Origin of the sequence: Millisia brevis NBRC 105863, assembly GCF_001552615.1 — a bacterium.
Lineage (GTDB): Bacteria > Actinomycetota > Actinomycetes > Mycobacteriales > Mycobacteriaceae > Millisia > Millisia brevis.
Genome location: NZ_BCRN01000036.1, coordinates 1 through 8,277, shown reverse-complemented (window position 1 = coordinate 8,277; position 8,277 = coordinate 1). Strand labels below are relative to the sequence as shown.

The window sequence follows — 8,277 nt, the reverse complement described above, 5'->3', positions numbered from 1 at the left end:
CGAGTTTGCAGGGAGGTGACGACGTGGTGTACCGTTCATGACGTCGACGCGGGGTGGAGCAGCTCGGTAGCTCGCTGGGCTCATAACCCAGAGGTCGCAGGTTCAAATCCTGTCCCCGCTACCACCGGATGCCGCAGGGCATCGAACTCCCGAATCCATAGCCATGGGTTCGGGAGTTTTTGTCTGTCCGGGTCTCGTCCGGGTACTGCACGTGCAGTAGTGGTTCCGCGCGCCGCGGTGCGGATTCGGTAGTCGACAGCCACCCTCCGCAGGACGACGCGGGCCGGGGTCGGCCGCCATCGTGGAGCCCGTCCAACGAACCAGGATGGAGACCCCGTGGCACAGCTATTGGCCGGACTCGGCCGATTTTCCTTCCGTCGTCGAGGGGCGGTGCTACTCGTATGGCTGCTCGTCCTCGCCGGTTCCGTCGGCGCGGTCATGAATGCGCCCGCCGCCCCACCCGACGACTTCTCGATGCCGGGAACCGAATCCCAGCAGACGTTCGAACTACTCGAACAGCGCTTTCCGGAACTCCCCGCCGAAGCAGGCGGCGCGACAGTGGTCTTCGTGGCCCCCGACGGGCAAACCGTGACGTCGGAACCGATGCGGGCCGCCATCGAGGCCACGGTCGCGGATCTGGCGACCGGCGATCAGGTCGCGATGGTCGCCGATCCGTTCGAATCGGATGCTGTCAGCGCCGATTCGTCGGCGGCCTATGCGAGCGTCATGTTCGACGTACCGGCCGCATCGGTCACCGCCGACAGCCGCACCGGCCTCGAGAGTGCCGTCGAGATCGCCCGTGACGCGGGTCTGACCGTCGACATGGGCGGTGACGCCCTCGAATCCGGCGGCCCGACCGGAGTTGCCGAGCTGGTCGCGATCTCGTTGGCCGCCGTCATCCTGCTGGTCACCCTGGGATCGGTTGTTGCGGCCGGGCTTCCACTGGTCACCGCGCTGATCGGCGTTGCGATCAGCATGCTCTCGCTGATGGCCGTCAGCAGCACGTTCGGCTTGTCCACGACAACAACCACTCTCGCGCTGATGCTCGGCCTCGCCGTCGGTATCGACTACGCGCTGTTCGTCCTTGCCCGCTACCGGGAGGAACGCGGCCGCGGGATCGGGGCGATCGACGCCGCTGCCCTGGCCGTCGGCACCGCCGGGTCGGCGGTGACCTTCGCCGGCGTCACCGTGGTCATCGCGCTTGCGGGCCTGGTGGTTGTCGGCATGCCGATGCTCACCAAGATGGGACTCGCCGCCGCCGCGGCGGTGATCGTCGCCGTTCTGGTCGCCCTGACCCTCGTACCGGCGGTCATCGGCTTCGTGCCCGACAAGGTGCTCTCCCGAGCCGACCGCCGCCGCTCGCGGTCCCGGGAGGTATCCGAGGGGGAATCCACGTCGGAAACGGGCGAGGGGGTCGTGCAGCCGGCCGACGCATCCGCCGATCCGAAGCCGACGCTGTCGCAGCGGTGGGCCCGACTGGTCATGCGTCGCCCCGTCGCCGTCCTGGCGATCGCGGTCGCGCTGCTCGCGGCCCTCGCACTCCCGGCGACCGGGCTGCGGCTGGGCATGCCGGGCGACGAGGCCCGACCGACGTCGGAGACGCAACGGCGCGCCTACGACGCCCTCGCCGAAGCCTTCGGGCCCGGGTTCAACGGTCCGCTGATGATCGTTGTCGACGCCGCCGACGCTCCCGATCCGCAGGCCGCGGTCGCGACGATCGCCGAGCGGGTAGCGGCCACCGCCGGCATCGTGTCCGTCTCACCGCCGATGATCAACCAGGCCGGCAATACGGCCCTGTTCGACGCCGTCCCGAGCACCGCTCCGACCGACGAGGCCACCAAGGACCTGGTCAACAGCTTGCGCAATGACCGTTCGGAGATCACCGCCGGGACCGGGGCGACCTTCACGCTCACCGGTACGACCGCGATCAACATCGACCTGTCCGCCAAGATCCAGGGTGCGCTGGTCGCCTACCTGGCCACCGTGGTCGGCCTGGCCGTCCTCCTGTTGTTGGTGGTCTTCCGATCGATCCTCGTACCGATCAAGGCGGCGCTGGGCTTCCTGCTGTCGGTGCTCGCCGCTCTCGGCTCGGTGGTCCTGGTCTTCCAGAACGGTGTCGGCGCAGGGATTCTCGGCGTCCAGCAGACCGGACCCATCCAGAGCGCCGTGCCGATCTTCATGATCGGCGTCGTCTTCGGACTGGCGATGGACTACCAGGTCTTCCTGGTCTCCCGCAAGCGCGAGGCCTATGTGCACGGTCGGGCGCCGCACGAGGCGATCGAGGATGGCATGCAACGCAGTTCGCGGGTGATCGTCGCCGCGGCGCTGATCATGATCGCGGTCTTCGCCGGCTTTGTCGTCGAGGTCGACCCGTTCATCAAGATGCTCGGCTTCAGCCTCGCGATCGCGGTCTTCTTCGACGCCTTCGTGGTGCGCCTGGCGATCGTGCCCGCGGTGATGGCGCTGCTCGGCCGGCACGCCTGGTACCTGCCGTCGTGGCTGGACCGACTGCTGCCCGATGTCGACATCGAGGGAACGAAGCTGCAACACCGGCACGCGCCGGAGATCGAGGCTCCGGTCACCTCCGGGGCGTCCACGCACGGGGGATGATGGTGGTTCGGTGCGGCCGGCACGTTGTCGGCCGCACCGAACAACCCCGGTCGGCCCGCCGGCAGGCTCCCCGCCAGACGGGGCGCGGGGGAGGGGGATACCGATGGCGAACAGGAGAGGCGGGATGGTCGACACGCAACGCCCCGACGAGGTCAACCCGTGGCTGACCGACGCCGTCATCGTCCTTGCTCTGCTCGGCGCTGCCGTGCTCGGGGCGAATCTCGCCGACCCCGACGGCGTGCGACCGACCGACGTATGGATCGCGCTGTCGGTGTCCGCCGTGTCCTGCCTGGCATTGTTCGCCGCCCGCAGTCGCCCGCGCACCACGGTCGCCGTCACCGGGGCCTGCGCGGTGATCCTCGGGATGATCGGTTACGTACTGACCCCGATGTTGTTGGCGCCGACCATGGTTGCCCTCTACTGGCTCGCCGCGCGGGTACCGACGCGCACCGCGTGGATCTTCGGCGGCGTCACCACCGCGTTGGTGGTCGGCGCCGCGGTGGGGGTCGACAATCTCGATCGGACGGTGCTGCTGCGGATCGTCGGCCCCGCCCTGTGGCTGCTGCTGCCGTTGGCCCTCGGCAGCCGTTCCCGCATCCGGCATGCTTATATCGACGCGGTACAGTCGCGCGCCGATCACGCCGAACGCACCCGCGAGGACGAGGCGCGGCTGCGGGTCACCGAGGAGCGGATGCGCATCGCCCGCGACCTGCACGATGTCGTCGCCCACCATATGGCGGTCGCCAACGCCCAAGTCGGCGCCGCCGCACACCTTCTCGACTCCGACCCCGCCCTCACCAAGCGGATCCTCGCCGAGCTGCAGGTCACGACGTCGTCGGTGATGCTCGACATGCGGGACACCGTCGGCGTTCTGCGCCGCGGCGTCGGCGCCGACGGTGAGGACCTGAGCCCCGCACCGGGATTGGCGCAACTGCCCGATCTGGTGCGCACCGTCGCGGCCGGCGGCCTGGCCGTCGACGTGCAGGTCGAGGGTCGATCGCGGGAGCTGCCGGCGGGGGTGGACCTCACCGCGTACCGAATCATCCAGGAGGCGTTGACCAATGCCACCAAGTACGCGTCGTCGGCGACCGCCGTTGTCCGGTTGGGGTACGACCGCACCCGCCTGACGATCGGCGTCACCAATGCGACGACCGAGCAACCGGACGAGTTGTCCGAGGCGGCCGGATTCGGGGTGGTCGGGATGCGGGAGCGCGCCGAATCGGTCGGCGGCACCCTGCGCGTCGGCCGGGGCGCCGGGGGAGTATTCGAAGTGGTGACCTCCCTGCCGATTCCGGTACCGATGCAGGCCGCCACCACCGGGGGGACGACATGACCGTGCGGGTGCTGCTCGCGGACGACCAGGCGCTGCTGCGCGGGACGTTCCGGCTGTTGATCGACTCCTGCGAGGACCTCGAGGTGGTCGGCGAAGCCGCCGACGGCGCTCAGGCGGTCGACCTCGCCCGCAAACACCGACCGGACGTCGTCGTGATGGACGTGCGGATGCCCGGGACCGACGGGCTGTCCGCCACGGAGACGATCTGCGCCGACCCGGGCCTACCCGACACCCGCGTCATCGTGCTGACCACCTTCGAAACCGACGAACACATCGCGCGGGCCCTGCGCGCCGGCGCGGCCGGCTTCCTCGGCAAGTACGTCAGCACCGACACCCTGCTCGAGGCGATCCGCACCGTCGCCGCCGGCGGCAGCATGCTCTCGCCGGGGGCGACGTCGTCCCTGATCACCCAGTTCGTCGCCGGAACTCCGGATCGGTCGGCACGCCACGCGGTGCCCGGAATCGGTGAGCTGACCAACCGCGAGATCGAGGTGACCACGCTGGCCGCCGACGGCCGCTCCAACGACGAGATCGCTGCACACCTGCATCTGAGCGTGCTGACCGTTCGCACCCACGTCCAGCGGGCGATGACCAAACTCGGGGCCCGCGACCGCGCGCAGTTGGTGGTGCTGGCCTACAAGGCGGGCCTCGCCGGAGCCGGCGACCGCGACCCACGCTGATGCGCCGACACGGACCGCGTAAACCGCCCTGGCCAGGCGATTTCGTGTTCCGCGGACGCTTTGGTACCGTATCCGAGGTCGCCGAAGTTACGTGTCGGTGGCAAAGGGACTTGTTCATCGCGAACAGGTTGCGTCGCGGGGTGGAGCAGCTCGGTAGCTCGCTGGGCTCATAACCCAGAGGTCGCAGGTTCAAATCCTGTCCCCGCTACAGTTGGATGTCGTCCGACATCGGAAGCACCCAGACCTACGTACGTAGGTCTGGGTGCTTCGTCGCGTTGCTCGGGGTTCCTGATTAGCTGTCATGCGCGGGGACGTTGTATACGGTGTGGCAGCTTCAGATTGGAGGACCTCGGGTATCGGTGTGGTGATCGGTACTGCACCGGCGACGGGCCTTGACCCCATGGTTTGGACACGCTGAATCCTGGCGCGTTGCCGGGGGAAGCGAGATGATCGGTCCCGATGACGAGGAAGAATTACCCGGAGGAGTTCAAGCGGGACGCGGTGGCGCTCTACCGCGGCACCGACGGCGCCACGATCACCCAGATCGCTGCCGAGTTGGGTGTCAGCGGGGTGACGCTGGCGGCGTGGTGCACTGCCGCAGGAGTCACGATCAGGCACCGCAGGACCGCCCCGGTGGCGTCACCTGCGGCGGGAGCGGAGTCCGCTGAGCAGGAATTGGCCAGGCTGCGGGCCGAGAACCAGGCACTTCGCGCGGACAAGACCCGGCTGGCCACCGAGCGGGACATCCTGCGATCGGCGGCCAAATATTTCGCCGGGGAGACGCACTGGTGAGCCGCTTCCAGTTCGTCGCCGACCACCGGGACACCTTCGAGGTGAAGTGGCTGTGCGCGATTGTCGAGGTCGCGCGTTCGTCGTTCTATGCCTGGCTGGCCGCCGCCGACAGTCGAGCCGCAAAGGTCGCTGCTGATACGGCGCTCGCCGACCGGATCCGCGTCGTCCACGCCGAGGACAGCGCCTATGGGGCACCGCGGATCACCGCCGAACTCAACGACGCAGCGCCACCGGGCGAACGGGTCAATCACAAACGGGTCGCTCGAGTGATGCGCGGCGCGGGGATCGCCGGTTACCGGCGGAAACGCCGGGTGAAGACCACAGTGTCGGATCCGGCCGACCGAAAGGTGCCCGATCTGCTCAACCGGAATTTCACCGCCGAGAAGCCCAACGTCACCTATGTCGGCGACATCACCTACTTGCCGACAGCGACCGGCGCGAACCTGCATCTGGCGACGGTGATCGACTGCTACTCGCGGCGGGTTGCCGGGTGGGCGATCGCCGAGCATATGCGTACCGAACTCGTCGCGGACGCGCTCACCGCCGCCGCTACTCATCGCGGTTCGTTGGCGGGTGCAGTGTTCCATTCTGATCATGGAAGTCAATACACGTCAAGGGATTTCGCGGCTTTATGTGTTCGGTTGGGTGTGATCCAGTCGATGGGTGGTGTCGGGTCGAGCGCCGACAATGCGTTGGCGGAGTCGTTCAACGCCGCCCTCAACCGCGAGGTCCTGCGGGATCGCACCTGTTGGCCCGACCCGGTGTCGTGCCGACGTGAGGTGTTTCGGTGGCTCGCCCGCTACAACACGAAACGACGCCACTCGTACTGCCGCTACTCCAGCCCCGACACCTACGAAAAGACCCACACAACAGCTACGCTGCCCGAAGCTGCATAAACCTATCCCCGTGTCCACCATCCGGGGTCAAGGCCCGACCGAGAGGCCCTCGTGACCCACGCCAATGCCATGGTCACGCCGACACGCAGATGGAAGCTCGGGATATCGATCGTCGAGGGCAGATGACCCGTTTCGCCGAACGATTCCAGGCCTCGCCGATCATCGCGAAGGAACCCGCAGCCCATGCATCGTCTCGCGCTCGAAACTAGTCTGCGGCTGTGTCAGGCGTGGGTGCCAGTGTTGCGAGCCTCCGCTTCGACTCCGACTTGATACAGGTTCTGTCCGTTCCATTTCCACACGTCCGAACCGCTGATCGAAAGCTGCGCGCGCCCTCCGGCTTCGGCGATGATGTGCTTGGTCAATCCCGTTGGCGTGAAGGTTTCCTCGCTGTCCGAGGCGCACCAACGCAGTGGGCGGGCGCGGTCATCGGCCCATATCGCTTTGCCGCGGAGCGGGTCCTCTGCAACCCACGCGTCCACAAGCGCGACGGTCCCTGCGTCCCGGAAGCCGCGAAGGTCGAAAGTGAGTTCGCTGCCCTCGGGGATGGTCTTCAGGTCGTAGAGGAGATGAGTCGTTCGCATTCTGCGGTTGCTCTCCGCGATCTTCGTGGCCACCGAATTGGCGCTCGTGACCGCTACCCCAGGAGTAAGCACCCTCGTAGACGGGTCTACGGCGGGGAACAGGCGGCGAAAAATGATAAACGGCTTTCCACCTTCGAGAAGGAATGCGTTCACGGTATGCAATTCGATGACCAGGTTGGGTGTTAGGTTGGACAGCCAGGTCACCGTCGTGTAGGTCTGCGCGGTGAAATCTTCTGCGATCAGAATGATTTTAGGGATGGTGAGTACATCGTCGTCCCAGCTGCCGTCGACGTGTCCTTCGAGCAACTGGGCGGCAACGTCCGGTGCGTAGATTCGATCCGACGTACTTCGGTTGAGGTAGTCGGCGTGCGCGTCAGCGAGAGTCTTCTTGCTGAACCCGGCGACAAGGGAAGCGTAGGTGATCGCCTGCATATGCACGACGGAGTCGATTCCGCGCTTGAGCTCAACGACTACCAGCTGCCCGGAGGCGTCGAGCCCAAGGATATCGAGGCGCTCCCGAGCCAGGTCTCCGGAATCGGAAGACCATTTGTTGTATTGCGTGGTTACGATCCGGACGTTGTCGCCTAGCACTTCGGGATGATCGACCACCCAGCGCTCAAGGTGGGTGGCTTCCCAGACGCCCAGACTGGCGAGCTGCGCGGAAGGCATCGGAGAGCAAGTCATACGGTCGTCGGCCACCGCGAACATCTGCATCTCTGTCGACATGCACAAAGTGTGGCATGTCGGTAAGACAGGCTGGATCTTCGGTCTCTATCCTGCAGGACTCGTCATGCGAGGGCTGGCGCTCCGACGTACGCATAGCTCTGAGGTGGAACGCCCGACGGGAGTAGGTCGCCGATCGGCGCAGGACTCGCCAGACGCACGGCATTCCGGATGCCGATGCCTGCGCCCGTGTGACTGTCCCCGTAATACCTGTCGAAGTCGGCGCGGTCAATGCAGCCCACGTCCGCGAATCGCGTCCACAGATCGGCTGGATTGGCGGTGTGCATGGAGTCAACCTCGAAGTATCCGATGACTCTTCTGACGGGCGCGGTTGCGTAGACCCAGACCACGGTCACGTCGTCCGCAAGCCTTCGCTTGCGGAACTCAACCTTCTTGCGCCCGTCCATGATCGCTTCGGCGAACTGCGGATGCACGGACATGACTACATGGCGTCCAGTTGTCGATGTACCCATCGGGCACCTGACTCCTTTACTTGGGTTACGGTCTGAGGTGGCGCTTTGAGTACGTCTTGGTTCTGGAGTTCCGCGAGAGTCCATCCCGGATCAACGACGCGATCTTGCCGGAACAGGATGACAAGCACCTGCGCGCGGTGCGATGCCAGTCGGGTGATGTCGGCTGGCCCGTGCACAGTTCGTCCGCCT

General features: G+C 66.5%; 6 protein-coding genes and 2 tRNA genes. 6 read left to right on the top strand and 2 right to left on the bottom strand.

All coding sequences use genetic code 11. The features are described from left to right. Positions 1 to 47 precede the first annotated feature (47 nt). The 6 genes from MB1_RS24615 (at position 48) to MB1_RS24585 (ending at position 6,311) form a co-directional block, all read left to right on the top strand. A tRNA-Met gene (locus MB1_RS24615) sits at positions 48 to 124 on the top strand. A 212-nt stretch (positions 125 to 336) separates the two neighbouring features. Continuing rightward, complete coding sequence (locus tag MB1_RS24610; RefSeq protein ID WP_066913716.1) at positions 337 to 2,610, top strand: MMPL family transporter; 2,274 nt, start codon at positions 337 to 339, stop codon at positions 2,608 to 2,610. A gap of 124 nt (positions 2,611 to 2,734) precedes the next feature. Then, entirely contained in the window at positions 2,735 to 3,943 is a 1,209-nt protein-coding gene (locus tag MB1_RS24605; protein WP_066913713.1) for a sensor histidine kinase, read from the top strand. Continuing rightward, positions 3,940 to 4,623, top strand: coding sequence for a response regulator transcription factor (locus tag MB1_RS24600; RefSeq protein WP_066913710.1), 684 nt, complete (start codon positions 3,940 to 3,942; stop codon positions 4,621 to 4,623). Before MB1_RS24605 ends, MB1_RS24600 begins: the two co-directional genes overlap by 4 nt. Positions 4,624 to 4,757: 134 nt before the next feature. Then, positions 4,758 to 4,831 (top strand) — tRNA-Met (locus MB1_RS24595). Positions 4,832 to 5,082: 251 nt separating this feature from the next. Beyond that, positions 5,083 to 6,311 (top strand): IS3 family transposase gene (locus MB1_RS24585; RefSeq protein ID WP_157084391.1). Its coding sequence is split into 2 segments (ribosomal slippage): positions 5,083 to 5,395 and positions 5,395 to 6,311, totalling 1,230 coding nucleotides; the frame shifts between segments, so codons are not numbered across the junction. A 221-nt stretch (positions 6,312 to 6,532) separates the two neighbouring features. Here MB1_RS24585 and MB1_RS24580 read toward each other — a convergent pair. Beyond that, entirely contained in the window at positions 6,533 to 7,618 is a 1,086-nt protein-coding gene (locus MB1_RS24580) for a PDDEXK family nuclease (RefSeq protein ID WP_066913701.1), read from the bottom strand. A 62-nt stretch (positions 7,619 to 7,680) separates the two neighbouring features. Then, on the bottom strand, positions 7,681 to 8,088 hold the full coding sequence (locus MB1_RS24575; RefSeq protein WP_066913699.1) for an ASCH domain-containing protein: 408 nt from the start codon (positions 8,086 to 8,088) through the stop codon (positions 7,681 to 7,683). Between the last annotated feature and the right edge of the window lie 189 nt (positions 8,089 to 8,277).